26 protein-coding genes and 1 rRNA gene are annotated in these 25777 nt (G+C 46.5%); 5 read left to right on the top strand and 22 right to left on the bottom strand.

What is annotated here, in order from left to right; translation table 11 throughout:
• Positions 1-26 precede the first annotated feature (26 nt).
• Together CWB98_RS18650 and CWB98_RS18645 are read left to right on the top strand one after the other, a co-directional pair.
• On the top strand, positions 27-698 hold the full coding sequence (locus CWB98_RS18650) for a class I SAM-dependent methyltransferase (RefSeq protein ID WP_138546218.1): 672 nt from the start codon (positions 27-29) through the stop codon (positions 696-698).
• Positions 695-1684: a GNAT family N-acetyltransferase gene (locus tag CWB98_RS18645; RefSeq protein WP_138546217.1), complete on the top strand. Its 990-nt coding sequence runs from the start codon at positions 695-697 to the stop codon at positions 1682-1684. The genes CWB98_RS18650 and CWB98_RS18645 overlap by 4 nt, the downstream gene beginning before the upstream one ends.
• Here CWB98_RS18645 and CWB98_RS18640 read toward each other — a convergent pair.
• The 21 genes from CWB98_RS18640 to flgB form a co-directional block, all read right to left on the bottom strand.
• Positions 1681-3057 (bottom strand): NAD(P)-binding protein, encoded by a 1377-nt coding sequence (locus tag CWB98_RS18640; protein WP_138546216.1) that lies wholly within the window; start codon positions 3055-3057, stop codon positions 1681-1683. The two genes, CWB98_RS18645 and CWB98_RS18640, sit on opposite strands and share 4 nt — an antisense overlap.
• A gap of 2 nt (positions 3058-3059) precedes the next feature.
• On the bottom strand, positions 3060-4388 hold the full coding sequence (locus tag CWB98_RS18635) for a DUF4910 domain-containing protein (RefSeq protein WP_138546215.1): 1329 nt from the start codon (positions 4386-4388) through the stop codon (positions 3060-3062).
• Positions 4389-4393: 5 nt separating this feature from the next.
• Positions 4394-6475 (bottom strand): motility associated factor glycosyltransferase family protein, encoded by a 2082-nt coding sequence (locus CWB98_RS18630; protein ID WP_138546214.1) that lies wholly within the window; start codon positions 6473-6475, stop codon positions 4394-4396.
• Positions 6476-6493: 18 nt separating this feature from the next.
• Entirely contained in the window at positions 6494-6805 is a 312-nt protein-coding gene (locus CWB98_RS18625; protein ID WP_249364720.1) for a hypothetical protein, read from the bottom strand.
• On the bottom strand, positions 6780-7208 hold the full coding sequence (gene fliS, locus CWB98_RS18620; RefSeq protein WP_054015578.1) for a flagellar export chaperone FliS: 429 nt from the start codon (positions 7206-7208) through the stop codon (positions 6780-6782). The genes CWB98_RS18625 and fliS overlap by 26 nt, the downstream gene beginning before the upstream one ends.
• Positions 7209-7217: 9 nt before the next feature.
• Positions 7218-8624, bottom strand: coding sequence for a flagellar filament capping protein FliD (gene fliD, locus CWB98_RS18615; protein ID WP_138546213.1), 1407 nt, complete (start codon positions 8622-8624; stop codon positions 7218-7220).
• Between the two features lie 24 nt (positions 8625-8648).
• Positions 8649-9080: a flagellar protein FlaG gene (locus CWB98_RS18610; protein ID WP_138546212.1), complete on the bottom strand. Its 432-nt coding sequence runs from the start codon at positions 9078-9080 to the stop codon at positions 8649-8651.
• Between the two features lie 82 nt (positions 9081-9162).
• Complete coding sequence (locus CWB98_RS18605; RefSeq protein WP_138546211.1) at positions 9163-10125, bottom strand: flagellin; 963 nt, start codon at positions 10123-10125, stop codon at positions 9163-9165.
• Between the two features lie 163 nt (positions 10126-10288).
• Positions 10289-11254 carry a flagellin gene (locus tag CWB98_RS18600; protein ID WP_138546210.1) on the bottom strand — a complete coding sequence of 322 codons (966 nt, stop codon included), beginning with the start codon at positions 11252-11254 and terminating at the stop codon, positions 10289-10291.
• Between the two features lie 527 nt (positions 11255-11781).
• Positions 11782-12744, bottom strand: coding sequence for a flagellin (locus tag CWB98_RS18595; RefSeq protein WP_138546209.1), 963 nt, complete (start codon positions 12742-12744; stop codon positions 11782-11784).
• Positions 12745-13122: 378 nt separating this feature from the next.
• Positions 13123-14358 (bottom strand): flagellar hook-associated protein FlgL, encoded by a 1236-nt coding sequence (gene flgL / locus CWB98_RS18590; RefSeq protein WP_138546208.1) that lies wholly within the window; start codon positions 14356-14358, stop codon positions 13123-13125.
• Positions 14359-14360: 2 nt separating this feature from the next.
• Positions 14361-16373 carry a flagellar hook-associated protein FlgK gene (gene flgK, locus CWB98_RS18585; RefSeq protein WP_138546207.1) on the bottom strand — a complete coding sequence of 671 codons (2013 nt, stop codon included), beginning with the start codon at positions 16371-16373 and terminating at the stop codon, positions 14361-14363.
• Position 16374: 1 nt separating this feature from the next.
• Positions 16375-17340: a flagellar assembly peptidoglycan hydrolase FlgJ gene (gene flgJ, locus CWB98_RS18580; RefSeq protein ID WP_138546206.1), complete on the bottom strand. Its 966-nt coding sequence runs from the start codon at positions 17338-17340 to the stop codon at positions 16375-16377.
• 103 nt (positions 17341-17443) lie between these two features.
• The gene (locus CWB98_RS18575) at positions 17444-18538 is read right to left on the bottom strand and encodes a flagellar basal body P-ring protein FlgI (RefSeq protein WP_138546205.1); all 1095 of its coding nucleotides are present in this window, start codon (positions 18536-18538) and stop codon (positions 17444-17446) included.
• An 11-nt stretch (positions 18539-18549) separates the two neighbouring features.
• Positions 18550-19239, bottom strand: a complete 690-nt coding sequence (gene flgH / locus CWB98_RS18570; RefSeq protein WP_138546204.1) for a flagellar basal body L-ring protein FlgH — start codon at positions 19237-19239, stop codon at positions 18550-18552.
• 15 nt (positions 19240-19254) lie between these two features.
• Positions 19255-20043 (bottom strand): flagellar basal-body rod protein FlgG, encoded by a 789-nt coding sequence (gene flgG, locus CWB98_RS18565; protein ID WP_138546203.1) that lies wholly within the window; start codon positions 20041-20043, stop codon positions 19255-19257.
• Between the two features lie 18 nt (positions 20044-20061).
• Entirely contained in the window at positions 20062-20826 is a 765-nt protein-coding gene (locus tag CWB98_RS18560; RefSeq protein ID WP_138546202.1) for a flagellar basal body rod protein FlgF, read from the bottom strand.
• Positions 20827-20940: 114 nt separating this feature from the next.
• Complete coding sequence (flgE, locus tag CWB98_RS18555) at positions 20941-22284, bottom strand: flagellar hook protein FlgE (RefSeq protein WP_138546201.1); 1344 nt, start codon at positions 22282-22284, stop codon at positions 20941-20943.
• A gap of 37 nt (positions 22285-22321) precedes the next feature.
• Positions 22322-22999 carry a flagellar hook assembly protein FlgD gene (locus tag CWB98_RS18550; RefSeq protein WP_138546200.1) on the bottom strand — a complete coding sequence of 226 codons (678 nt, stop codon included), beginning with the start codon at positions 22997-22999 and terminating at the stop codon, positions 22322-22324.
• A gap of 15 nt (positions 23000-23014) precedes the next feature.
• On the bottom strand, positions 23015-23446 hold the full coding sequence (gene flgC / locus CWB98_RS18545) for a flagellar basal body rod protein FlgC (RefSeq protein WP_054015564.1): 432 nt from the start codon (positions 23444-23446) through the stop codon (positions 23015-23017).
• 2 nt (positions 23447-23448) lie between these two features.
• Positions 23449-23859 (bottom strand): flagellar basal body rod protein FlgB, encoded by a 411-nt coding sequence (gene flgB / locus CWB98_RS18540; RefSeq protein WP_125720705.1) that lies wholly within the window; start codon positions 23857-23859, stop codon positions 23449-23451.
• Between the two features lie 182 nt (positions 23860-24041).
• Between flgB and CWB98_RS18535 the strand changes: the two genes are divergently transcribed.
• The 3 genes from CWB98_RS18535 to CWB98_RS18525 are packed head-to-tail and all read left to right on the top strand — an operon-like array spanning position 24042 to position 25225.
• On the top strand, positions 24042-24380 hold the full coding sequence (locus CWB98_RS18535) for a helix-turn-helix domain-containing protein (protein ID WP_349304489.1): 339 nt from the start codon (positions 24042-24044) through the stop codon (positions 24378-24380).
• Positions 24381-24423: 43 nt separating this feature from the next.
• A complete protein-coding gene (locus tag CWB98_RS24740; RefSeq protein ID WP_432765893.1) occupies positions 24424-24555 on the top strand; it encodes a hypothetical protein in 132 nt (43 codons plus the stop codon).
• A gap of 10 nt (positions 24556-24565) precedes the next feature.
• Positions 24566-25225: a transposase gene (locus tag CWB98_RS18525; protein WP_171045699.1), complete on the top strand. Its 660-nt coding sequence runs from the start codon at positions 24566-24568 to the stop codon at positions 25223-25225.
• A gap of 328 nt (positions 25226-25553) precedes the next feature.
• Here the strand turns inward: CWB98_RS18525 and rrf are convergent.
• Positions 25554-25668, bottom strand: a 5S ribosomal RNA gene (gene rrf / locus CWB98_RS18520).
• Positions 25669-25777: the final 109 nt, after the last annotated feature.

Below are 25777 nucleotides of genomic sequence, written 5' to 3'. Positions count from 1 at the left end.
GCATAGTTACTTCGAAGGATTTATTTATGTCATTTTGTCAAAACTGGGATCAATTGTACCGCAGCAATCAACACATGTCCGTGTGGCCATGGAGCGAAGTCGTCAGTGGTGCACTACGTAATACTCGTCTGCGCGACGGCGACCCGTCGTTCACCATACTGGAAGTAGGCTGTGGTGCGGGCGCGAATTTCCCCTTTTTCTTGAGTTATTGTCCAAATGTCTATGGCATTGATGGTAGTGACTTCATTATTGGTGAACTAAAAAAACGATTCACTGACATTGCCGATAACTTATATGTGGGCGACTTTACTCAGCCCTGGCCTTTTGAGGCACAATTCGACTTAATCGTCGACCGGGGCGCATCCGTGCACAACCCGGCCAGTAGCATTCAGCGTTATCTGGATCAGGCGTACGACCAGCTTAAGCCGGGCGGTGTAATTCTGATCACAGACTGGTTTAGCACAGAGCACTCTGATTACGCAAAAGCACCGGAATCAGTCGATAAATACACCAAAACAGGCTACACCTGGGGCCCGTTTGCAGACGTCGGTAACGTAAACTTCTTTGATGCTGATCTTATCCACCAACTGGTATCAAAATTTGAGATAGTTTCTTTGAGCCATTCTCAGTCAAATGAGTATGGCAGTGATGGCGTCCATGCGGCGTGGAGTATGGTACTGAAAAAGCCTGCCCCATGAAGAATAAGTTTAGCCTTGAACGCTGTGAGCTGGACCCGAACTGGGACAGCTTCATTGCTACATCCCCTCATGGCAGCCCGTTTGTTCATAGCCAGTTTATTGCCCAACTGGATGTGAAGTATCACGCCTATTACTGTTGTAAAGGCAAAGAAAGAATTGCCGCGGTGCTGCTCATCGTAGATGAAAGCGAAGCACAGGTTATCGGCCATCATGATGTGATCCATGATGGAATAGTGCATCGCAATATCAGTCACCTGAATCGTGCTCAAGGCCATTCCGAGTTATTCGCTGCACAAGAATATATTTCTGAGTATCTCGCTGAGCATTACACTCAAGTGCAACTCAAGTTACACCCCGCCATTAAGGATATTCGTGCTTTTTTGTGGGTCAATTATCATAACGATGGACCCAAGTTTGCCGTAACCCCGCGCTATACCTCCCTACTTGAGTTGGACGAGTTTGCCGCACCACTGGATACACTGGAACGCTCTGACAACTATAACAACAGCTCGGTGTCGAGACGTCAGGAGATCCGCTACGGTATTAAAAAAGAGGTTACCCTAAGTGAGTCGCAAGACTTCGCTTTGTTTGCAAAGTACTACGGAATGACCATGGCACGCCAGGGAATTGAAATTAGTACAGCGCAATTGGATACACTTGCATCAAGAGTCAAAAACCTGGCACAGCAGGGGCTGCTTTGCATGTATCAGGCACAAACTCGCGATCAGGAAATCGGCAGTTTTGCGACCTACCTAATTCATCAGAACACTGCTTATTATTTTTACGGCGCAAACCACCCAGATATGCGTGACAGCCATACTGGTACAGCTGTGCTATGGCAGGCTTTCCCTTTGCTCGCACAAAAAGGCGTATCACGGTTAGATTTAGAGGGGATCAACAGCCCTCAGAGAGGTTGGTTCAAATTGAGTTTTGGCGGCAATATAGAGCCATATTTTCATGTTCAGCTCGCAAAGACCGACGCTTAAATCGCGTCGGTTGCTTGCATAATCGACTCATAGGCCTCGATTAATACCTCAGCCTGACGCCAACACTTTCCACTAAATCTGCCTGATACGATGACGTTGTCCACACAGTTTGTCAATGTCTCATAGTTTTGTTGATTAACAGCTTGGAACTCTGTGGTTGGTACCGGAAACGTGTTGTTAATCACCTGAGTCTGCCCACTGACACACTTTGCCTGTGGGTCAACTACCCCCATAGACACAAGCTGCTCGATGATCTCCGACTGTGTAAAGGAGTTAATTTCATCGGGACTGCACAAGATTTCCGCGGATAAGTGATTATGGTTACTCTGCCCGGTTAGATTTGGATACAAGGTCAGACGAAAAATCGCACTGCTCGGATCCCAGACCCAGAGATAGTGGGACTGCTTATCCAGCAAAGGCCTGTCAAAGTTGAGATGAAAGATAAGCGCTGTGCGCAAGGATACCTGGCCTCTGGCTGGCGTCAGGCCCATCGCGGCTAAGGCAATAAAAGGCGGTGCACTCCAGAAAAGAAAATCGCAGTCAAGCACACGATCGCTGTTGGCCAACACCAGACTGGTCACCTTTTTATCGCGATGCGTAATGTTTGCCACACGTTCCGACGTGATAATTTCAACACCAGCCCGTTCAACACGCTTTTGCAGTTGAGTAACCCAGTAGCCAATCCCCTCTCCCGTCGTTGGGTAGTAGTAAGTCACCTCACTGAGGTTATCCTGTGCTTTACGGCGCTGAAAATCGGCTTCCCGTTGATAGCCGAGCTTGGCATCAAACGCAGGTAGCTGCTTAAGGGTGGCTGTTACATCAGCGGGCAATGCCAGAATTCGGGTAAACCCAAATAACCCCGCAGCCATAGTCAATGACTTCAGCGGCGCATCCTGGCCATATAACTTGCGTAATATAGGCACCACGATACTCTCAGTGAAAACAACTCCCAGAGAATTGGCGCAATATTCATAAATCAAGTTTGATTCAGGTAAGCTGGCGTGGTTGATCAGCTCACCACATCCTTGCTGATAGATATCTTGTGGTAACTTAGACGCGTCTGGAAATGGACTGTTCAAATCCCAGCTGCCACCAAAATAGTTACCTGAGCATAATCTGGTAATTTTATGCCAACTGCCTGTATCCGCATCTGCGAATAATATCTCGTCCAACTCTGCCACACCAGTAGCGTTAGGAATATGTGAGCCCATATCGTAAGCAGCACCTGAACTGTCTTTGACAGAGCAAAACAAGCCACCTACCGTGTCGGCTTGCTCGATCAACACCACGTCTGTAAAGCGTTTCTTTAAGAGCAAAGCCGCAACCATGCCACAAATACCGCCGCCAACAACCACCGCCTGATTATCTGCCATAACTACGCCTCCAACTGTTCCTCTGGTGACCGCATTTTCAACAATCCATGCGCCTCCAGCTTATTGATCGCACCTGCAAATTCCGTGACCGATTGATTGTACTTTTCTGCAATATCGATGGTGTCATGCTGGCCATCGCTGTAACACAACAACATCTTGATATGGTTGAGCTCATCGAGCTGACGGGTCCGCTCTTCACTGAAAAAACTCAGCGTTGGATACAACCCTCGATTACCCAGGTTAGGTTCACCATAAGGATGGGTATTTTCAAACCGCGCGCTTTGCTCAAATGCCAAAAAGATTTTTTCGAGCTTATCAATGCTATCCAGCAGTGGTTTGATGCCCATATAGTCTTTGTTATCGAGTGATGTGTGATATTCCTTGTAGCCAGTATGGAAGCTGCGGCTCACACAGCAAACGGGGAACTGGAAGCCAGGCGCATTGTACTGGCGTTCATCAGAGCCACTGAGCGGACTAAATGGAATATTGCTATGACCATAGCCTTGTCCACTCAGATGATACAACAGTTTGTCTAGCAAGCCGTTGTCATTGCGGCTATGTTTAAATACCAGTTCCTGCGGGTCTCCCCCTAAACAGTTCAATACCAAGCCTGACACCAAATTTTGACGAAAATGGTCCTGCATCAGGTGTAGCACCCCCAGACTCCCTATCGTTTCAGGGTGGAGCATAAAGCGGTAAGTATAGCGGCGGTTCGGCCACTGTTTGATCCTGTGATACAAACCCAGTAACACCAGTGGCCCACTGAGTTCATTGTTGGCCATTGAAGGGTGACACAAATAAGAACTGAGCAGGACCTCCTGCTTTGACTGACCGTCAAGTACCGCTTGCGCAATATCCAGGTGCCCATCGACAAAGCGACTTTTGATCACCGCGCGATACTGGCCTGGTTTAAGCTGTTCACGGCGCAAATGACTGAGGCAAAACCCCCAGCGTTTTTTATAATAACTGGTTACATAAGGCACCGCCTCCGGCAGCTCAGGCAAACTGTACAAGTGTGACTGCAGCTCTTCAAGAGACAGAGTGATGTCCACAGGCTCGGAGTAATTCACAACTTCGAGGTTAAGCCGGCGCATGTCCGCCACAAGCTCGCCATCGGGCCCTAACAAATAGGCTTCATCGCAGTGCCATTCCTGAGGCGTCTTCCAGTCAAACAAAGCCGTGCCCGAAGGAATAGCAAGCCGTTCCAGAGGCATATAGCGTCCAAAAATATCGTAGCTTTTTCTCAGCCCAGGCCCGGTAATCGATCTCAGGATTGGAAATAGCTCATCATAAAGGTCGCTATAGAAGGATTCTGACTCTTGATATGGCACTATCACTACTCCCGTCCCAGGTCACACTTATCGGTGTAATGCTCACAAAAATGTGCATATATTTCTTTGATATAGCTCATCCACAGCTGATTTAGGCGCTGGTATTGCTCAAGGCAAAATGCCTCATCCTCATAGGTATACAAAAGTGTAATCAAGGGACAGTGATAATACAGCAGTGAGCCTTTCAGGACATGGAACAGATGTCCCCATTTGGAGTCTCGGTATGCAAACACATATCGTGCCTGACGTCTCAGCTGATCCGCAGCTTCCTTACGGGTGCGTACTGGCTCGGACGCGATGGAACAAATGTGTTCCACCATGTCTTTCAAGCCATCGAGTGCTACCACTTCATCGCTGACGTCATCCATAGGGAACACGTTGAAACACTCAGATTTGATCGCCTCAACCGTAGCGTGGATATCAAATTCTTCTTCAATATCGAGCAAATCCTCTGCTTTTACAGGGAGCGCCTTTGCTATTTTTGCACCACTGCCTACATTCAGGCATGTATCTACATCATAATACCTGAGCAATTTTTCAAGCTGGGCGTGCGCTATCATTAATAAGTCATTGGATACCACAACCCCACCGAAATTAGCAGGTAATGTATGCCCCGATATTTCCAAATGACCATACCCCTGGGACTCGTCGTCTTCATTACTTGGCCGATAAATACTGTCTTTACTGTGGTGTGCACCTTTAGGGTCTTTACCATTATCAATGCCGAACAAATACACATTGCGAAAACCCATATAGAGCACAAACGATAGCGCTGTGTTTGCTACAACCGGGTTACTATAAGGGATCTTAGGTAAAGTTTGTGACATATGACAAAGTGCCAGAAGGTCCATCATTGAAGTGCCAGCTTCTGCCCCTTTAGCGGCAATACCTGCCCATTTATATCTTTGATTGGTATCAGGATAAAGGGTACTCAGGCCAATCAAATTTATATCTTGGTATACCTCAGGTGGCACAATATCGCCAAATATCTTGTAATTTGAATAGGGCCTTTCCACCAGTGCATGAAAGTCGACGGGTATTCCCTTGTTATATAAGGTCGCAATGGAGGTACCCGCAGCAATCACAATGGCTTTTTCATAGTTGCGCTTTATAAACGCTTCAGCCTCATCTAAAGAGGGACCGTTGCCAATGATAAATACGGGGGTGTCTTTGTTTATATTTGACGTACTTCTTGTCAACCAGGCCGCCTTGTTTCTGACATGGTGAATACTGTGCGCTAACCCTGTAACAGCATCATTATAAAAACCGTGCCCGAATTGGAATCTGAAATAGTCTTTTGCCCATTGCCGGATCAGGGTATTGAGCTGAGCGCCTGGTGTGTGCTGATAACAAAAGCTGCGTACTAGCGCAAATGCGCCCACATCTTCAGCTACCTTTTCGATATCCTGAATGAATAAGCTATGGTCTACACCTAAGTGAAAGAACAGACAGCCACCTTGCTCGTCTATATCAGCAATTACTTTAAACCAATCGGTACAAAACAGACTGGCAAAAAACTGCTCAAAGTCAGGTTCAATCAAGAAAATGTAATCGAACTGAGTGCGCTCAAGTAATAACGGAATGTGGTAACCCAGGCCAATACCAAAAATAACAGCGCTTGGAAAATGTTCGGGTATTTTGCTGAGTGGTGCTTGTCCCTGATCGCGGATGTCGATCATCAGGTTGGTTAGTTCTGTCATATAGCGCACATGCAAACGTTCATCTTCCTGGTTTTGACCATATCCGGTATAATCAGTCAGGCTCAGCACTGGTTTACTGAGTTGCCGTTCAACCTGCTCTGTGGTTTGCTCAATTGGCGATTGAGAATAAATAGGTGCACTGCTGCCCTGAGGGACAAAATTACCGTGGCCTGATGTCGTCACGTGAAGGCAGAAGTCCTCACGTACGCTATGGTTAGTAATTGCCTTAGCAATGTCTGGGTAATATTTTTCGAAACTCTGTAGGTTTTTGCTGAAACGCTCGTTAGCCTCTTTTGCGAATTCCGCTTCCCGAGCCTGGTGTGCTGTTGTTTCGGTGAGTTTTTCTGAGAGAGACTCTAATTGTTGTGATATGGGATCTTTGTTCATACTTCAGCCAATGTCGTATTAAGTATTTTTATACGCTTTGATCTTTTTTTGATTACCGACAAACTGCGACAGTTCTTTCGCAACTGACGTTCTGTTTAGCTGCAATTGGGTGGTTAACTCTTGGATATGATGGTAAATATTAGCAGCAGAGCGTCGACACTGTTCCGATTCTGCCAGTACCTCTCGGGTCAATGTTGCTCGGATCTGCGTATCTGCTTGCCTGAAGAGACGTTGCGCCTCTTCAAGTTCACCAGCCTGGCAAGCAACATCTAACTCAGTCAAGGTTGCTTCTATTTGCGCAAAATCAACCGACATTTGCGTCAGCGCCATTTGCAGTCAATGTCTGCTGACGCACATCAACAGGGATTGCGTCCCAGGCTGATTTAATTTCCTTTAACAGGTTTGATACTTCGTCAACGATCGCCGGATCGTTCTGAATACTGGCATCCAGCAATCGATCTATCATGTAAGAATATAATGCATACAGATTCTCGGTTACTTCGCCACCAACTTCAAAGTCCAGGCAGCCGCGCAACGCTTCTAAAATCGCAGAAGCTTTTGAAATATGCTCTGCCTTTGCCTCGAGGTGACGTTTTTCAATAGATACCTTGGCAAGTACCATCTTCTCGACTGCGCCAGCCATTAGCATCTGAATAATTTCGTAACGATCCGCACCTGCCACTCGGGTTTTCAGTGCTTCTTTTTGGTAATTTTTAACTCTTGCGTTATACATAATGGCTCCTTACTTAGACTTGGTGAACCCTGGCAAATTCGCGAGCTGAGCGCCCAGATAGGACTGGGTCTGTTGCATCTGGGCAATCAAGACATCAAGCCCTGCATACTGTTTTCTCAGCCGTTCTTCCAAAGACGCCATTCGAAATTCATGGTTTTCAACATCGTCTTCTAAATCACTTATCTGGCCATTAAGGCCATCTTCACGATCTTTAATCAAACCACTCGAACTTGCATAGTTATCAAGCAAGGTCTCAAGTTGTTTCGCGACACCATTCTCTCCTGCAAACGCTGTGCCAATGTCATCGTAGTTACTGTCCATGGCATCATTCAGACTGCGAACCAAGGATGACTTTTCGAGATAGCCGTCATTATCCACGCCCAAACCAATATCAAAAATGGTTTCAAATGGTCCGGCATCGGTCAGCTTGGTTGACAAAGTAGTGATCAGCTGGTCGCTCAGGGTACGCATGGACGAGTCACCATTTAAGGGTTTGCCTATCCGCGTCTGAAAACCAATGTTACCAATCAGGTTGTTATAGTTCGAAATAAACTCATCGATGAGTGTATTAACTGACTCTCTGTCATAATCCACATTCAAACTTGCAGTATCATAGCCGTCGGTGTCATTCCCGTCGCTTTTCGCCAGTGCCTTGATGGTCATGTCCTGTACTGCATCTTTAAAAGTGTTGGTATCGCTTTGTATTTCCAAGCCATCTACAGTGATGATCGAGTTACGCGCAGCATCATCCGCGGCAATGGTCATGCCACCCGTTGTACCTATAGAGACTTTATCAAGCTCTGCATTGTCATTAGTTACGGTCAGGTCGTTGCCTGTACCGCTCACGTTAGACGTCAATATCAACTTTGAGCCTGCAGCTGTACCAGTATTTACTATGTTCGCCGTCACGCCAAAGTTTGTATCAGACGCATTAATTGCATCTCGCAGCTCACCTAGCGTCATACCCGCGGTGACATCCAGAGTAAAATTTTTATCTGCGCCTGCGCCGAAGGTCAATGTCCCTCCAGTGGCACTTACTACATCATCAATTGACGTATAGGCGCCATCTGCCGAAACAGCCCGACTGCCCTGTGCCAATTGTTTGACGGCAATATCAAAATTACCGACTGATATGTCTGACGTGGGCGTCACACTGATAATGTCGCCAGATGTAGGTTGTGTAATGTTGGCAACCCTTTTACCGAAGTTATCAGGGTCGGCCAATTTTTTAACTGTATCGTTGAGTTTGGAGATAGCAGACTTAACCTCGCCCAAGGCAGAGAGTTCTACTTTCAAAGACTCTTCTTTCTTGACGAAGGCCTGCATTTTGGGAATATTTTCAGCATCAACCGATGCTTTGATAATACTCTCCAAATCCAGGCCTGAGCCGACGCCTGCAGACGTTATAAGTGGCATTTGCTACCTCCAATTCACTTTCATTTATGCTGTCCTGTCAAACAGCAAACCTTTTCCTGATACTTTATCGGCAAATTCTTCCAAAGCCTTAGCGACTTCACGAAATTCCTCTGAGGGGATCTCTCGGATCACTTCATCACTGCCTTTGTCGATGACTCTGATGAATGGCGGATTGCCTTTATCATCAAACTCAAACGACAAATTGGTTGCGGTGACCGGTATAAAGTCATTCAGCTTCGCAAGATCAGATTTCACCTGGGCGAACAATTTGTCCTGCGTATCAGGGTCAGCTTCTTCCTTTTGCTTGTCCTGAGCACGAACTGCAGGGTTATCAACCAGCTTGGTTAACTTCTCTACAGCCCGAAGCGTTTCTGCGTTTTCCTCAGGCTTGATTTGACCAGGAGTGAGCACCGCATTATTTGAGCCAAGCCCTAATGTTGCCTGAATCTCTTTCACAATACACCTCCAATCACTAGTCTAACTATAAGTATACGCCAAGTTTCGCGATTTCTCATACAAACTTGACGCTACACTATTATTAGCCTAAGAGCGACAGGGCGACCTGAGGACGCTGATTCGCCTGACTCAGGATTGAACTACTTGCCTGTTGCAGGATCTGCATCTTAGTCAAACTGGCTGTTTCAGCCGCAAAGTCAGTGTCCTGGATACGAGAACGTGCAGCTGTCAGGTTTTCCGCAACATTTGACTGGTTACGAATGGTTGACTGGAACCGGTTTTGTACCGCACCCAGCTCTGCACGTTTTTTATCCACTACAGCAATGAGCTGATCCATTCCAGCAAGTACCGCCTGCGCATTGGCCTGCGAAGATACTGAAATACCCGTTTCAGTAAATACGTCGGAGAACACTTTTGCGTCAGCTTCAGTGCCAATCGTTGTACTGATTGTTCCTGTAGTGGTACTTAGCGCAACCCCGGTTACCCCACTGGCGATACCAGCAATACCAGACAGCGTGAAGCCACCGTTCGCTTGCAGGTCGTTGGTTGTAGAGGCAACGTTTTGCATACTGAAGCCAATGGTTTGCACTGCATCCGCACCCACCTGGAAATTCGCATCGTATGAACCATCAAGCAGGTTCTGACCACCGAAGGTGGTGTCAGCTGCAACTCGGTTCACTTCCTGAGAAAGTGAGCGAATTTCTTCTTGCAGTGCCAGTCTGTCTTCGTCGGTGTTTGAACCGTTAGATGCCTGTTGAGCCAGTGTTCTGATCCGTTGAAACATTTGAGTGGTTTCGTCCAGCGCACCTTCAGCAGTTTGCGCCAGTGAGATACCGTCGTTCGCGTTTCGGATACCTTGGTTCAGACCGTTGATCTGACCGTTCAGACGGTTGGTGATTTGCATACCTGCAGCATCGTCTTTTGCACTGTTAATGCGCAAACCCGACGACAAGCGTTGGAAAGACGTATCTAACGCACCTGAGGATTTGTTTAATTGCCGCTGTGCGTTCAATGAACTCACATTGGTGTTTACATATAAAGCCATAATAGCCTCCGCTTTATCAATATAACTCGCTGAGACGGGATACCCCTACCCTGCCAGCAGCGATGATTTAGAGTCCTAGATTTATAGTTCTCTAAATCCGCTATCGACTGATAAAGCGAAAGCTTTAGCCTTATTTGCAAATTATTTTAATTTTTTTGTGTTATTAACCCTGTAGCAGACTCAGTGCGGCCTGTGGACGCTGGTTTGCCTGACCAAGAATGGTCTGGCTGGCCTGTTGTAGGATCTGGTTTTTAGTTAGTTTAGCGGTTTCCATCGCAAAGTCCGCATCTTTAATCCGAGATTTCGCAGCTGACAGGTTCTCTGAAATATTCGCCTGGTTTCGAATTGTCGACTGGAAACGGTTTTGTACCGCACCCAGTTCAGCACGTTTTTTATCAACCACCGCAATTAACGCATCCATCCCCGCCATAACGGCCTGAGCATTGGCCTGCGATGATACAGATATACCTGCTGCCGTATAAACATTGGAGAACACTTTCGCATCAGCTTCGGTACCAATGTTTGTACTGATGGTCGCTGTCGTTGCACTCAGGGCTGCGCCCGACACACCGCTGGCAATACCCGCAACACCAGACAGAGTAAAGCCACCATTGGCAGCCATAGAGTTAGTTGTCGCGCCCACATACTGCATACTAAAGCCGATCGTCTGAACGGCATCAGCACCCACCTGGAAGTTTGCTGCATAAGAGCCATCCAATAAGTTTTGACCACCAAACGTGGTATCGCTGGCAACCCGGTTTACTTCTGCAGCCAGCTGGCGTATTTCTTCCTGAATTGCCAGTCGGTCTTCATCAGTGTTTGAACCGTTGGCAGCTTGCTGTGACAAGGTCCGGATACGCTGGAACATAGAGGTAATTTCGTCCATCGCACCTTCCGCAGTCTGAGCGAGAGAAATACCGTCGTTGGCATTTCGGTTACCCTGGTTAAGGCCTAAGATCTGCGACTGAAGTCGGTCGGAGATTTGCAGACCCGCAGCATCATCTGCCGCACTGTTGATCCGTAAACCTGAAGACAAGCGTTTGAAGGACGTGTCCAGCTCAACACCGGACTGTTGTAGTTGTCGTTGCGCATTAATGGAACTGACATTGGTATTTACAAATAAAGCCATGATTCACTCTCTCTATACAAATGCTCAGCATTGAGCTGTTCATTGGTGTACAAGGAGGCAATTGTTATCACTGGCCGGGGCTCAGTGAAGGGGCAATCCAATGCCGCTTGTACAAACTTAATTTCTTCTGGAGTGAATAAAGCAAAGGACGTGCCAAGAAATTTTGACAATGCATAAATAGCACCTTGGACTCGTTACATTGCGCTCTGAGCTATACTGTTTATAAAGCTGACATCGACGCGATACCTGTAAGGAAGGGCCTTCAGGTGTTTTAGAAGTGTAATATTGCCAAACCAAACCGCATATCTAAATAAAAAGTATAAAGAAAAAGAGGCCTAGCAGCCTCTTTTTTGAAGTTTGAGAGTGGGTGTCAATATTTTTTCATAATATTGGCACGGAAAGTGCTAATATTAACGTGTTCATTGTTTTGATGAACTGAATTGGATTTAAGCTCCTCCGCTTTATCATCCAATTAGGTGCCCTGGCTAATACCCCATCAAGTCCGGGCACCTGTTTTCCTACCTATCTTATCCCAGTAGACTTAGTGCAGCCTGTGGACGCTGGTTAGCCTGACTCAGGATTGTCTGGCTCGCCTGTTGTAGGATCTGCATTTTAGTTAAGCTTGCAGTTTCCTGTGCGAAGTCAGTATCTTTGATACGTGATTTCGCAGCTGACAGGTTCTCAGAGATGTTCGATTGGTTACGAATCGTAGACTGGAACCGGTTTTGAACCGCACCTAGCTCTGCACGCTTCTTATCAACTACTGCAATCAGGTTGTCCATACCAGCCAATACTGCCTGTGCGTTTGCCTGAGATGATACCGAGATACCTGTTTCAGTGAACACGTCAGAGAACACCTTCGCATCTGCTTCAGTACCGATGTTTGTACTGATAGTTCCTGTTGTGGTACTCAGAGCAACCCCCGTTACACCACTGGCGATGCCTGCGATACCTGACAGGGTGAAACCGCCGTTTGCCTGCATGTCATTGGTAGTACCGGCAACATTTTGCATACTGAAACCGATGGTTTGTACTGCGTCAGCACCAACCTGGAAGTTTGCAGAATAAGTACCATCAAGCAGGTTTTGACCACCGAAGGTTGTATCTGCAGCTACCCGGTTCACCTCTGAAGACAGTGAGCGGATCTCTTCCTGAATTGCCAAACGGTCTTCATCTGTGTTTGAGCCGTTTGCTGCTTGCTGTGCCAGAGTACGAATACGCTGGAACATTGAGGTAACTTCGTCCATCGCGCCTTCAGCTGTCTGAGCTAGCGAGATACCGTCGTTGGCGTTACGGTTACCTTGGTTTAAACCGTTGATTTGCGAAGTCAAACGGTCTGAAATTTGTAGACCTGCTGCATCGTCAGCAGCGCTGTTGATACGGAAGCCCGATGATAAACGCTTGAAGGAAACATCAAGCGAGTTGCCTGAATTGTTTAATTGTCTTTGAGCATTCAATGAACTTACGTTAGTATTTACATAAAGTGCCATGGTGATTCTCCCACTGTAATCTGAGTGCTTACTCTTTGAGTGCTTACTCTGTAAGTGCCCACTCTCAAACTTCTAAAACTTACTCTCTTAGCCTTCAAGGTTTGTTTTCACTCTCCGGCTTGGTTACTTAAGTTATCGGACGGCAGGAAAAATACTTTAGAGAAATTTATAAAAAATTATTAAGCCACTGATTTAAAATGAAATTAACTTATTAAAGCCGTTTAAAGCGGGAAATAAATTGCCGCCTGAGGTTCTAAGAATAAATCTCAAACCTAGAAGTAAAAGGCATATAAGTTATAGGGTTAGAATGTAAACTGATAAAAAAGGAAAGAAGAGTTGGCTTTCGAGGTTTATCTCGAAAGCCACTAAAATGTAGGACTACCTGATATAGTCAAGTAAAGAAAGGTTGGAAAGTCGGCCAAAGGTAGCCTGAGATGCCTGCAAAGCGGTTTCATGCTTGGTCAAATCGGTGATGGCTTCTGCCATATCCAGTTCAACCAGCTCAGCTTTGGCAATCTTGTTATTAATGTCCAGGTCTGCGTTGGCATCGGTAATACGTGTTGCCGTATTGAGCCTGCCACCTAAACCCGACTGTGTCTGCGATACCCTATTTTTTGCGTTATCAATTCCAATCATGGAATCAGCCAGTACCTGACGGTAGTCTTTTTCGCTTAGGGTCGGGTCATTCAATGCAGCAACCAGATCATCCAGCATATTTAGCACGTTATCTTTTTCTGGCGCTTCAAGGTCAAAGTCGATTTGTGCAGGCGCACTTCCCGTGAAGCTAAACTCCATTCCCGCCACTTCAATATGGTTTTCTTCATAACTTCCGGTTGCCAATACTGTTGCACCTTGCTGCAAAGTATAGGTATTAGGCGTACCTGCAGTCAGTACCAGACTAAAGGTATTCGAGCCGGCAGGTGCTGTCGGATCCGGATTGTAATTCGCTTTGTGAAACTCATCAAAAGGACCTTGTTTGGTCACATATACATCGGAACTCACCACACTGCCCGAGACTGTCGCTGTATTGGATACAACATTTAATCTGGTTGGCACACTTTCAAATACATCAAAGCCATTATCACTGGACTTAATTTCAACCCCTTCAGCGACCTTAATTTTATGCTGCCCCTGGTCACCATTATACTGATAGCGCTGCTGCGTACTGTTATACGAATAGGCTTCAGTATTATCCTGATAGCCGGAAAATATGTACCGACCATCTTCGGTTTTGGCATTCATCAGGTCGTGAACCGCCGTTTTTATCGCGCTGAGCTCTTCTGAAAGTGACGCTCGGTCTACATCGACCAAGGAGCCATTACCTGCCTGAACAGTCAGGGTCAAAGCCCGTGTTAAGGAGTCTTTGATATTATCAAGTACACCTTCTTGAGTATCCAACCGACCTTTAAGCATGGTCAGGTTTTTTGTGTACTGCTCGTTAGTCTGGATCCTGTCAGTATATAATAATGCCCGTGCCATCGCAGATGGATCATCGGATGCAGTCAACACGCGCTTTTGGGTATTGACCTGTTGCATGGCTTTATTCACGTCTTGCTGACTATCGAGTATGGAGTTCAGGTTGTTCTGATACATCATATTTTGAGATAAACGCATAATTACCTCGCCGCACTTAATAAGGTGTCAAATACAGTTCTTGCCGCGCTCAGTACTTGCGCTGCTGCTGAGTAAGATTGCTGGAAACGTAACAAATTGGCTGCCTCTTCATCCAGGTTTACGCCAGCCATCGATTCGTACCAGGCTTCTGATTGTGCTGCCAACGCTTCATAAGCGGCACCATTGGTCTTGGCCTGATTCGCCACAACCCCAATTTCTGTAACCAGGCCTGCATAGGCTTCATTGAACGTTTTTAAATTGTCTGCTGTTGCAGTTGTTACTACATTTTGTCGAACCAGCTCTGAGCTTTGCAATTTACTCAGCTCCAGACCATTTCGGTTATCATCGAAACCGCCCGTGTTAAATTCAATAGTGTAAGTATCGCCCGTTGAGGGTGTCCCTTCTATATTGAAGTCAAAACCATAGCTGGCATACGCTCCTCCCGCCTGTGCAAGGATATTTTCTGCAGGGGGCGTGATGGTAAAGGTATTAGTTCCGTTGCCATCCACAATCTGATATTCGTTGGCATTTGCCGTTTTAGTTAATGTAATGGTGCCATTGGTAAGACTTGGTGGTGCCGCCGTAAAGTTACTGGTAGCGGGGTCAGTGTTAGTGACAGAACCCACTGAGATAATGGCATTACTAACATTATTTGCCGCGGTCTCTGTACGAATGGGAGAGGCCAGTGCAAGGCTTTCAGGACGGTCTGTTGCCAGCTGCAGATTACCAGCAGTACCGGAGTTGAGTTTAACTAAAAAACTATCCCCAACATTGGCGGTCCCTGTCAGGTTCATTTGCAAACCAAACATGTCTACACCTGCCGCAACTGAGTTTGAATCTATTACTCCTCCAATCACGTTTGCGGTTACGGGAGTTCCCTGAACATTGCCCTTACTGTCTACCGCTGCAATTTCGACAGTGTTTGCTGCGGTATAGGTGACTCTGAAATCCGTCGCTGGAACTTCTTTACCTTTACCTGGCTCAACCGTAGCCGTTAACTGTGCCGTACTGGTGTTGCTGGCATAGGGATACCCACCAACAGTCGGCAGCTCGAATATATTGCCACCCAGATTACCGTCTAAGTCCATCCCCAATTGGTTTTGCTGATTAAAAGCATCGGCCAGTGACAAACCAATCTGGCCCAGTTGAGTCTGAGCGGGTACCAGAATGTCATCACGAAAAGCCATCAGCCCGCCGATTTTGCCCCTCAGCGTCGTGTGATCTACTTCAAGTGCGACGGCAGAGCCGTCTTTGACGTCAAGAGTCAGTGTTTTGTGGTTAGGATCGGGATCGCCATCCATCGAAAAAAGACTAAAACTGCCATTCTCCATCACCAGAGACTGACCAGACCCCAGAAAAACCAATTTCTCACCGTTGGCTCCGTCTAAAGTCTCTATATCCACCAACTCGGCTAAATCTCTGATGGCCTGATCGCGTTGATTTAGCAAGGAGCTGCCACTGCCATCGCTGTTATTACCATTGAGCGCAGCGACCTGACCATTCATATCGCTGATCTTCTGAATGAGATTATTGGCTTCATCAGAATAGATAGACAATTGCTCGTTCACGATATTGCTTTGATCAAACACAATACCAGACAATCGGTCCATCTGATCGATCAAGTTCTGAGCATCTGTCAAAAACAAAGAGCGCGCAACCGTTGAAGAGGGTAAATTCATCGCCTCCTGCATATTGTTGAACAGGGAGTTAATGCTCTGATTCAGATTGTTTGATTCTTCACCAAATAAGGTATCAACCCGGGTAGCTTCCGTCACAAACTGATCGTAATAGGCCTGACTCGATAAATCTCGATTGAGCTGTTTCTGGGCAAACTCATTGAGCAAACGCACTGTTTCACCACGGCCTACCTGATTGTTAATCATAGTAGTGTGCTCAGTCCGCTCGCGAACGTAGCCTTTGGTATTCAGGTTTGCGATATTTTTACTGGTGGTCTGGAGTAACTCAGAGCTGGCCCTGACTCCCGACGTACCAATATTCATAAGATTAAAGGACATCTTAATTTACTCCCTGATGCACTGACGCTGACAACATGGACTGAAACTCTCCTCTGCCCAACACACGTTTAATTTTCTCTGCATAATTTGGATCTGTTGCGTATCCGGCCTGTTGCAGTGCATCCAGATATTGCTCCGGATTGTCTGTCTTATTCAAGGCGTCCTGATACCTGGGATTTGACTGCAGGAAATCGACATAATCATTGATGCTATCTTTGAGCGAATCATAGGCTCTAAAGTTAGCTTGTTTTTTCACTGGCAAACCTTGTTCAAACTCCAGTGTCATTTTACTGGCACTGTCACCCTGCCACCGCTTATCCGCTTTGATGTTAAAAAGGTTGAAGCTGCTTTCTCCATCCTGGCGCGCGATAATGTGCTTACCCCACCCCGTCTCCAGTGCCGCTTGCGCAACCATAACCGCTGGATTAAGCCCAATCTTCTCTGCCGCAGATTTAGCATAGTCCCACAGCTGGCTAACAAAGGACTCAGGATCATCAAAGCGCACTTCACCGCCCGCCTTTTCCTGGACCTCAGCTGGCTTATCCTGAGTTGGTTTATTAGTCTCACCATTAGCTATCCGGTCACTCTGTAACTCAGCGCCGGTACGCAGCACCGAACCAGGCATGTACCCCTCGCGATTCGGTGACAATTGCTGCACAATGAGATCAGCAAGACCCAGACTGCCCTCGCTCGAAAGCTGCATAGACATCTGTTGATCATGCATATCACGATAGAATTTGACGCTGCTGGAGTTGAATGGGCTATCTTTGTCTTCCAGCACTTCATTCGCCTTACGCATGCTGGACAACATCATTTGCGTGAAAATAGATTCGAATTGCTGAGCCGCTTTACGCAACGCTTCCTCAGAGGCATCGGCATCACCGGTACTTTTCAGCGCGTCCTGTCTTAACGAGTTCAAATCAGTTAAGTCATAGAAACTTTGGTTGCGAGTCGGATCAGTATTCATTGCTCAAAATCACATCAATATACATAGTCAATTACAATGCAATTATTGAGCCAATAAAAAAGCCCCGTAAAACGGGGCTAACTATTTGATTATAAAAGAAGCATTAAATGACGACTAATTGACCATGTATTGCACCAGCTTCTTTTAGCGCTTCCAGTATCGCCATCAAATCGCCGGGCGCAGCGCCTACTGCATTGATAGCTCGCACCAAATCATCCAGGCTTGAACCGGGGTCAAACACGAAGGCACGAGAATCATCTTGGTCAACATCGACAATGCTTTGACGCGTAACAACCGTTTCTCCCTCAGACAAAGGCTGTGGCTGAGATACGTTCACCTGCTCTGCAATGGTCACGGTCAAGCCGCCATGAGTGATTGCCGCTGGCTGTAGTTTCACTTCTTTACCGATGACGATAGTACCAGTACGCGAGTTAACGATAATCTTGGCAGAGGTATCTGCCGGGGTGAACTCTAAATTCTCCAGGGTCGATAAATAAGCAACACGCTGTGATGGATCACGCGGTGCTATAACCCGTACAGATGCCGCATCCATAGCCTGCGCACTTTGCGGGCCAACCAGATCATTAATGGTATCCGCCAGACGTTTCGCTGTCGTGAAATCTGGGCGGTTTAGGTTAAAAGTGATGTGGTCGCCCTGCGTAAACGGACTTCTGACTGCACGCTCAACGGTGCCACCATTTGGAATTCGTCCTACTGTCGGCGTATTAATAACCACGCGGCTCCCGTCTAACCCTTCTGCACCCAAGCCACCTACAATCATACTACCCTGAGCAATGGCATAGACATTACCATCAACCCCTTTAAGAAAAGTCTGTAACAGTGTTCCGCCACGCAAACTCCCTGCACTACCTATGGAAGACACAGTCACGTCAATTGTTTGACCAGGCTTTACAAACGCGGGCAACTCAGCATGGACAGCGACTGCCGCGACATTTTTAATTTTAGGCTTGAGGTTGGCAGGCATAGTAATGCCAAAGCTGTTCAGCATGCCTTTAAAGCTTTGTTCGGTAAAGCGCGTTTGTTCGCCTGTACCCGGCAGACCCACGACCAGACCATAGCCAACTAACTGGTTTGAACGTACGCCCTCAACCATAGTCACATCTTTGATCCGCTCTGCATGGACAAACTGACTTGTAACTAGTGATACGGCCAGCACAAGCATGTTGAATAATCTCATCGTCTTTTACCTCAAAATGGCATGATGGCACTCATGAAGAATTTAGTCAGCCAGCCAGCACTTTGTACTTCCTGGGTATCGCCTTTTCCGGAATACTGAATGCGCGCATTCGCTATACGGTTTGATTCCACCGTATTATCAGCATTCACATCTTGCGGCCTGACCAGGCCTTCAAGGCGGATAAATTCCTCACCTGTATTTAGAGTCAGCCACTTTTCGCCTCGGATCACTAAGTTACCATTGGGCAGAACCCGCATCACATTGACAGAAATATTACCAATCAGACTATTTGACTGGTTAGCCTGCGCGTCGCCCTGAAAAGATGAGTTTGAGCCAGCATCTAACTGGATACTTTTGCTTCCCCAATTGACTGCTGCGCCTCCTAACCCCAGTATAGGATCGATATCGACTTCGCTGTCTTTATCCAATTTAGAGTTCGCCGCTTTCGAAGCCTGGGTTGACTCTCGCAATACCACCGTGATGATGTCTCCGGTACGAAGCGCCTTTTTATCAGAGTACAGATCGTTGGCATAAGCATTGAACAGTGAACCTGTTGGTACGACTGGCGCCGCTTCAGCTTCTGGGTACATGGGCGCGTAGTAAGGATCGTCCCGCTTAACATCTTTATTTTGCGTTGTTGTACAACCACTCAGTGCTATACAGCCTGCCGCTATCAGGCCAAGTGTACGTAACTTGTCCATACTACCCCCAATCAATTAAAGCTGTTGATTAATGTAACTAAGCATCTCGTCGACTGACTTGATCACTTTAGAGTTCATTTCATAAACTCGTTGTGTTTCTATCAGATTGACCAGCTCTTCAGTTACGTTAACGTTAGATGTTTCCAGTGCCCCCTGCACAATAGAGCCAAGCCCTTCAACGCCAGGGTTGCCTTGTACCGGCGCGCCACTAACCGCCGTTTCGGTGTAAAGGTTTTGGCCAATCGGCTCAAGGCCAGACGGGTTAATAAAGTCGCTGATAACCAGCTGACCTATGACCGTATTGGCGGCTTCACCTTGAATACTGACGGACACTTCACCATCTTGAGAGATGGTGATGGAATTGGCATTATCAGGCACATTCATTTCCGGCTGTAACGGGAAACCTGCACCAGAAGTCACAATACGGCCTTCTTCATCTGTGGTGAACTGACCATTACGCGTGTATGCGATGGTGCCGTCAGGCATCTGAATTTCAAAGAATCCCGGTCCCTGAACCATCCAGTCCAGTGAGTTCTCTGTGCTCAGCATATTACCTTGCGAAAAGTTTTTTTGGTTTGCCACCACTTTGGCACCGGCACCTAGCATCAAACCTGATGGCAGTTCGGTATCCTGAGAGGAGCGTCCACCTGGTTGGTTAATATTCTGATAGAGTAAGTCTTCAAATATCGCACGGCTCTTTTTATAGCCAACCGTACTGGCATTCGCCAGGTTATTTGAAATAACTGATATATCAGTCTGCTGGGCATCTAAGCCGGTTTTGCTGATCCATAATGCTGGGTTCATAATTTTTACCTCACTCTCTTAAACGATACGCAGGAGCGAAGTGTGTCGCTCATCAATTTCTTCAGCTGTTTTCATCAGTTTCATCTGCATTTCAAACTGACGCTGAAGGTTCACCATGTCTACCATCTCATGAACTGGGTTTACATTAGACATTTCCAGATAGCCACTCATAACCTTGGCGGTAGGGGAAATTTCACAAAATCCACACACCCCATCTTCTAGTAGCTCTTCTTTTGGTCTGAACAAACCGTCATTCCCTTTTTCAAGTTTGCTGTTGTCTGCGCTAATAATCTTCAATCGGTCGACGACTTCCAAAAAGTTGGCTGGTGCCCCCTGGGGTCGAACCTGAATGGAGCCATCGTCACTGAACACCACCTTTTCTACCGGCAAAGGTAAAATAATCGGTCCGCCTTCGCCAATAATTTGACGACCGTGACTGGTGACCAATGCACCATCAGCGGTGATGTTCAACGTGCCAACTTTGGTATAAGCTTCTTCACCCGCGGCATCCACTACACTAATCCAGGACTTTTCATCAACCGCAATATCAAGATCACGTCCCGTTTCAGTGATAGCCCCGCCCGTCATCATGGTCCCCGGACGCTCCTGCATAGCAAATACGCGGGTAGGCAGCCCTTCACCAAAAGCCTGCATAGAGCGGGCCTGTGCAAAGTCAGCCTTAAATCCGGTGGTATTGGCGTTGGCCAGGTTGTTCGCTTTAAGCCCGACACCAACAAGATTTTGTTTGGCACCCGACATAGCGACATACAGCATTTTATCCATGGGAACGACCTAAAATTGTTCAATCTATACTGAATAAAGCAATATAGATGCCAAGATGATCGTCAAGAAAATGAAAAGGCCGCATTGAGCGGCCTTGAGAGGTGATGAAAGTGATTATCGGATCTGCAGAATGTTCTGCTGAAGTGTTGAGTTCACTTCCAGAGCCCGAGAGTTTGCCTGGAAGTTTCGCTGTGCACTGATAAGGTCAACCAACTCGTTCGTCAGGTTTACATTAGACTGCTCTAGCGCTGACGAGTTGATGGTCCCCAACGTACCTGAACCAGGTTCACCCGCGATAGGTTCACCTGATGTTAAACTCTTTTTCCATCCAGTGTTACCTACCTGCTGCAAGCCTTGCGAGTTTGAGAAGCGAACCATTGCAACCTGGCCCAGATAAGTAGAGTCACCATTACTGTAAGATGCCACTATTTTACCATCGGAACCAATATCAATACCTGCAAGTCGACCTGTTGTAGCGCCATCTTGCTCAAGTGCTTTTACTTCAAAGCGGCTTGCGAACTGTGTCGGTGGCTTAGTATTTGCCTCATCACGCCAGTTCATCTGGATATTGCTCGGAAAAGTTGCACCATTGGTCAATAATGTTGACAAACCAGCGCCTGCACCCGCAGGAATGTTAAACGGGTCAAAAGTTGGGCCAGAGACAGGCACTCCAGGATCACCTGTTGAAGCTGGGTTACCATTAGAATCAAATTCAAACTCGGTAATTGGTCCAGCTACACTGCCGTCACCCGCAGGGCCGACTAACTGCCCACCCAGCGTTGCGTAAACCTGCCACTGATTTGGGTTTGTCGCAGGGTCTTCTTTAACAAAGTACATCTGGAGAGTATGCGGCTCACCTAAACTGTCATAAATCGTTGTAGACGTTGAACTGTTATAAGAAGCACTTACCGTTGGATCAAATGCCAATGTCGGCGCTGTCACTCTTGAATCCAGGTTAAATGAGGTGTAAACGTTTGTTGTTGCACGAGGAGAACCTGATGCATCTGGGATCTGTAATGCAGCAGATGTACTCAAACTGACCGATGTCGTATCACCTGTACTTGGGTCAACAGGGAAACCTTGCAGGAAGTTGCCCTGGGCATCAACAATAAAGTTGTCTTTATTGAGTTTAAATGCACCCGCACGGCTGTAAGTAAAGTCTTGAGAACCCAACTCTTCACTCATTGCGAAGTAGCCCTCGCCCGTAATCGCCAGATCCAGCGAGTTCTGAGTAAAGTTCAGAGATCCCTGGTGGAACTGCTGTGCAACCATAGTGGTTTGAACACCATCACCATTTTTTGTCTTACCTGCACTGAATACCGAAGATGCATAGACGGATGCGAACTCAGCACGTGATTCCTTAAAGCCTGTCGTATTCACGTTGGCAATGTTGTTAGCTGTCGTGTCCAGGTCTTTCTGAGCCGCAGCTAAACCTGTTAATGCAATATTGAAACTCATACTCTCACCTCTTGCGATTAAGGTTAAATCTTGTTAATTAGGCCAATTCTGCGACGTCAGTTAGTCGCACGGCACCTGCTTTAGTATTGATAACGATGCCGCTAGCACCATTGACGTTGACGCTCTCTATGTTTCTGAAGGTCGCCGTAGGCAAGGCTGTAAACTTGCCATTTACTGAACCTTCAGCTTTTATTGTGTAATCACCAGGCGGAAGCATCTCGCCCTCTTTGTTTTTACCATCCCATTCAAACCGCACCGCACCGGGTTGCTGGTCTTTCATATCAATGGTTCTGACCAGCTCGTTTTTATCATTGAGAACACTTACCGTCAGTTTTTCCACCGGCTCTGACACAATGATTGATCCTCGAGCTTGCATGTCTGGACCATGCTCAATCGTGTCTGACTCCAGCAGCGCCTTCTTGCCAATTAAGGTAGACGCCTGCAACGCCGAATTAGAAGTCATAGAATCAGCCAATGATTCGAACTTTGAGTTCAGGTCCGAAATGCCCTCGGCCATCGTGAAGTTCGTCATCTGCGCAATCATCTGATCATTGTCCGCAGGTTTACTCGGATCCTGATAGGACAACTGCTGAGTCAATAACGCAAAGAAATCCTCTTGCTTCAACTCATCATTCTTTTCTGTTGGCACTTGTCTATCTGGCCAACGCAATGAATCGACATAGGTCGAGGTTGCTGAATTGACGTCGTTACTCATTGGCTATACTCCCACTTAGCGCTGACCAAGTTGCAAAGTTTTACTAAGCATCTGCTTAGCAGCATCCGCTACCTGAACATTCGTTTGGTACGAACGCGATGCAGAGATCATATTTGTCATCTCTTCAACCACATTCACATTCGGTTTATAGATGTACCCGTCTTTGTCAGCACTCGGATGGTTAGGGTTGTATTCAACCTGTAGTGGTTTGTCACTTTCAACAATCCCCAGTACTTTCACACCAACCGAAGACCCCATCGTATTAGGATGAGCGGCCGCTGCTTTATTCAACTCAGCAGCAAACACCGGGTGCCTGGCTCTGTAAACCTTATCCTGACTTGAGCTAATGCTGTTTGCATTGGAAATATTACTGGCAGTCGTATTCAAACGGACATTCTGAGCGCTCATACCTGAGCCCGCTATATCAAAAACATTATATAAACTCATGATTACCCACCTTGACCACTAAGGGCTTTCTTTAGCCCTTTAAATTTACCAGATAAAAAACTCAAACTAGCTTGGTACTCTAATGCATTTTGTACATACAAGTTTCGTTCCACTTGTATGTCCACAGAGTTTCCATCGCCAGTATCTGCTTGATTTGGCGTACGATATTGTTCAATACCATTATTTAACTGAGTCCCACCACTCAGGTGTTTCTCATTGGTTCTCACCATCTTATTGCCGCTTAGCTGTGCCGATTTTGCCGCTTTAAAAGCCTGACCGAAGTCGATATCCTTAGCTTTGTATCCAGGAGTATCTGCATTGGCTATATTACTTGCCAAAATTTCAGCACGCTGAGACCGGATCAGCATAGTGTGGGGATGAACCCCCAATGCTTTATCAAAACTAATTGCCATAACCCGACTCCAAAAATTTGACTTAGTGGAATAAAAGCAAGAATAAGGCCAATATTTTGATGGCGGAAAATTGCCGCATTGCCGACAAAGGCAAAGACAGCTGGTGGAGGATTCAGCGTCTCAAAGCTAATACCAAATTGATTAATTTTATGACCTAATGTCAAAATCCAATTTCCATCGATGTGATAGTGATTTTGCAGCCCTCTGAATTTATTAAGCTCTCCAAACAAACTAAAGATCCAAGAAAGAAAGTGCGCATGCTCGCACTGGATCATTTCTTTGAAGGTAAATCTCGCTATCAGATTGCTGAATACTTAAAGGTCAGTCGTACTAGCGTGAACAAATGGGTGAAAGACCATCTCGACTATGGGTTAAAAGGCTTGAAAGAGCTACCTCGCTCGGGCCGCCCTTGCAAACTGGATGATTCACAGCTGAAGCAGCTTAAAGCATATGTACTCGACTCTATAAACCGCACGGAAGGTGGTCGACTAACATTAGAAGATATTCAGCAGTATATCTGAGTCTTTTCACATTGAGTACGAGTTATCAGCTGTTCACAGACTGTTGAAAAGGCGAAACTTCTCATGGATTAGCAGCCGCTCAATCCACCCTAAAGGAAACCAGGCTCACCAAGCAGCTTTCAAAAAACTTCGAGCTGGAAACGATCCTTCACACCCCGGGACATCTTCTTCCTAAACGCATTGATGTGTGGTTTCAGGATGAAGCACGATTTGGTCAGCAAACTTCGACCACAAAGGTTTGGGCTGAAAAAGGCTCACGCCCAAAAGCTGTAATACCAATTTGCTTAGTTAAGTGTTCTATTTTGAGGCGAGTAAGGCGAGTAAGGCGAGTAAGGCGAGAAAATATAGTCGATAACCAGGCAAAAATTTGCGAACTCACCCCTCAGGTAAAGGTTCTAAATGAGAAACTTTTAACGCCGTTAGCGTCATATTTGCTCCGTCAAATTGAACAGGTATTAAGTGAAATTAGTATAAAGCAGCAACAATTCGAATATGCCTATCTATTTGGTGCTGTGTGTCCAACGACTGGCGAAACAGAAGCCCTCATCTCACCTGTAGAGAATAAAGAAGTCATGTATTCTCTCCTGGGGCAAATATCACACAGGGCTCAATCAGCAAGAATGGCTGTGGTCGTTATGGACCGTGCAGCCTGGCACTTCAAAGATGGTTTGGTAAAAGGCTTGGAGAATGTAGTGATCATTAGGCTGTCACCTTATTCCCCAGAGTTAAACCCCATAGAACAAGTGTGGAGTTGGCTCAGACAGCATAAGTTATCAAACAGACCCTTTGCAAACTACGATGACATTCTGGATCAGGTCAGCGAAGCATGGAATGCGTTTATCTAATGTGCACACAGGGTGAAATCATTGTGCTTTAGGGACTGGATAAATCTGACCAGTTAATTATTCAAAACGGTATTACTTTACGCAAGGGTGAATTGTGACCGAAGCAACGCTTCGCAGCGCAATGAACGCGAGGGTGAAGAGAAACCGAAGCAACGCTTCGCAGTTCGAGGAAGTGAGCGCAAGGACGCGCGAAGGGGAGATACTACATGGAAGTATTTTACTCCAAATAAAAAAAGCCCGACTCTTTAGAATCGGGCTTTGATGTACAGGAAGTACAAATGTCGATGAGATTCATGGATGAATGTCCTTCATCGACCTACTTATAAGGTCCTGGCGATGTCCTACTTTCACATGGGAAACCCCACACTATCATCGGCGCTATTTCGTTTCACTACTGAGTTCGGCATGGGATCAGGTGGTTCCAAAATGCTATTTTCACCAGGAAAATCTTTTCTATTTTGTTTTTATTTTTTATTAAATAAATTAGGAGCTTGGCAATGTCCTACTTTCACATGGGAAACCCCACACTATCATCGGCGCTATTTCGTTTCC

Origin of the sequence: Pseudoalteromonas rubra (assembly GCF_005887115.1) — a bacterium.
Lineage (GTDB): Bacteria > Pseudomonadota > Gammaproteobacteria > Enterobacterales > Alteromonadaceae > Pseudoalteromonas > Pseudoalteromonas rubra_F.
This window is presented reverse-complemented; position numbering and strand designations above follow the sequence as displayed.

Excerpts from the sequence above, each read along its gene's own strand:
- CWB98_RS18650 (WP_138546218.1), top strand. The coding sequence starts at position 27 with ATGTCATTTTGTCAAAACTGGGATCAATTGTACCGCAGCAATCAACAC.
- CWB98_RS18645 (WP_138546217.1), top strand. The coding sequence starts at position 695 with ATGAAGAATAAGTTTAGCCTTGAACGCTGTGAGCTGGACCCGAACTGG.
- CWB98_RS18640 (WP_138546216.1), bottom strand. The coding sequence starts at position 3,057 with ATGGCAGATAATCAGGCGGTGGTTGTTGGCGGCGGTATTTGTGGCATG.
- CWB98_RS18630 (WP_138546214.1), bottom strand. The coding sequence starts at position 6,475 with ATGAACAAAGATCCCATATCACAACAATTAGAGTCTCTCTCAGAAAAA.
- CWB98_RS18625 (WP_249364720.1), bottom strand. The coding sequence starts at position 6,805 with ATGGCGCTGACGCAAATGTCGGTTGATTTTGCGCAAATAGAAGCAACC.
- fliS (WP_054015578.1), bottom strand. The coding sequence starts at position 7,208 with ATGTATAACGCAAGAGTTAAAAATTACCAAAAAGAAGCACTGAAAACC.
- fliD (WP_138546213.1), bottom strand. The coding sequence starts at position 8,624 with ATGCCACTTATAACGTCTGCAGGCGTCGGCTCAGGCCTGGATTTGGAG.
- CWB98_RS18605 (WP_138546211.1), bottom strand. The coding sequence starts at position 10,125 with ATGGCTTTATATGTAAACACCAATGTGAGTTCATTGAACGCACAGCGG.
- CWB98_RS18600 (WP_138546210.1), bottom strand. The coding sequence starts at position 11,254 with ATGGCTTTATTTGTAAATACCAATGTCAGTTCCATTAATGCGCAACGA.
- CWB98_RS18595 (WP_138546209.1), bottom strand. The coding sequence starts at position 12,744 with ATGGCACTTTATGTAAATACTAACGTAAGTTCATTGAATGCTCAAAGA.
- flgL (WP_138546208.1), bottom strand. The coding sequence starts at position 14,358 with ATGCGTTTATCTCAAAATATGATGTATCAGAACAACCTGAACTCCATA.
- flgK (WP_138546207.1), bottom strand. The coding sequence starts at position 16,373 with ATGTCCTTTAATCTTATGAATATTGGTACGTCGGGAGTCAGGGCCAGC.
- flgJ (WP_138546206.1), bottom strand. The coding sequence starts at position 17,340 with ATGAATACTGATCCGACTCGCAACCAAAGTTTCTATGACTTAACTGAT.
- CWB98_RS18575 (WP_138546205.1), bottom strand. The coding sequence starts at position 18,538 with ATGAGATTATTCAACATGCTTGTGCTGGCCGTATCACTAGTTACAAGT.
- flgH (WP_138546204.1), bottom strand. The coding sequence starts at position 19,239 with ATGGACAAGTTACGTACACTTGGCCTGATAGCGGCAGGCTGTATAGCA.
- flgG (WP_138546203.1), bottom strand. The coding sequence starts at position 20,043 with ATGAACCCAGCATTATGGATCAGCAAAACCGGCTTAGATGCCCAGCAG.
- CWB98_RS18560 (WP_138546202.1), bottom strand. The coding sequence starts at position 20,826 with ATGGATAAAATGCTGTATGTCGCTATGTCGGGTGCCAAACAAAATCTT.
- flgE (WP_138546201.1), bottom strand. The coding sequence starts at position 22,284 with ATGAGTTTCAATATTGCATTAACAGGTTTAGCTGCGGCTCAGAAAGAC.
- CWB98_RS18550 (WP_138546200.1), bottom strand. The coding sequence starts at position 22,999 with ATGAGTAACGACGTCAATTCAGCAACCTCGACCTATGTCGATTCATTG.
- flgC (WP_054015564.1), bottom strand. The coding sequence starts at position 23,446 with ATGAGTTTATATAATGTTTTTGATATAGCGGGCTCAGGTATGAGCGCT.
- flgB (WP_125720705.1), bottom strand. The coding sequence starts at position 23,859 with ATGGCAATTAGTTTTGATAAAGCATTGGGGGTTCATCCCCACACTATG.